Below are 825 nucleotides of genomic sequence, written 5' to 3'. Positions count from 1 at the left end.
TGATTTAGATTATCAACGTATTCTAGATTATTCCGAAGACCTCGGTAAACCGATTAAACCTATTCGTCGGCGAAAAACATCACCTCAACTATCTAAAAAAGAAAAGTGTCCACGCTGCCATGCGCCTGATTCTTATTTGTACTTAAACAATAAACAGATAGGCCAGCGGTATTGTAAGGTGTGTCATCACACTCATGTTCCTGGAAAAGAATCACAGAAGCCTCGTCTTATTCGTTGTCCGCATTGTATGACAGCTCTTGAAAAAATCAAAACGCGTGAAGGGTTTGAAATATACAAATGTAAGAAGAAAGCCTGTCCATATTATCAACAACGTAAGCGTGAGATTCACAAAGACTCTTTTTTAAAAGCGACTTACTTAGCGAATCCTGAATCGATGAAATTGCACTATATTTATCGCGATTTTCAAAAAGAGTTTAAACCTTTAGACAAAGAAACACCTGTTAAGCCGACAGTTGATTTATCACGGATTCATCACTCCCAACATGTGGTTTCATTGGCTATGACTTATCACGTAAACTATGCGATGTCTTTGAGAAAAACGGCCGCTATCTTATACGACATTCATCAAGTGACGGTTTCACACCAGACGATTGCGAATTGGGCAGAAACGATTTCGCTGTGGGTTAAACCGTTCACTGAACACTATCCGTATGAATTATCTGACCAATTTTGTGGAGATGAGACGTACATTCGTATTAAAGGAAAATGGAACTATCTTATTTTCTTTTTCGATGCCATCAATAAAATCATCTTGTCTGATCATGTATCCGCTCATCGTGATACGGACGCAGCTATTGAAGCTTT

Annotated in this window: 1 pseudogene; it reads left to right on the top strand. The window is 38.5% G+C overall.

Annotated features, from left to right (window positions below):
- Positions 1-825: pseudogene (locus ACYQ2O_RS12485) on the top strand (DDE-type integrase/transposase/recombinase); the annotation flags it as partial.

This window comes from Alkalibacterium sp. m-11 (assembly GCF_054658155.1).
This window is presented reverse-complemented; position numbering and strand designations above follow the sequence as displayed.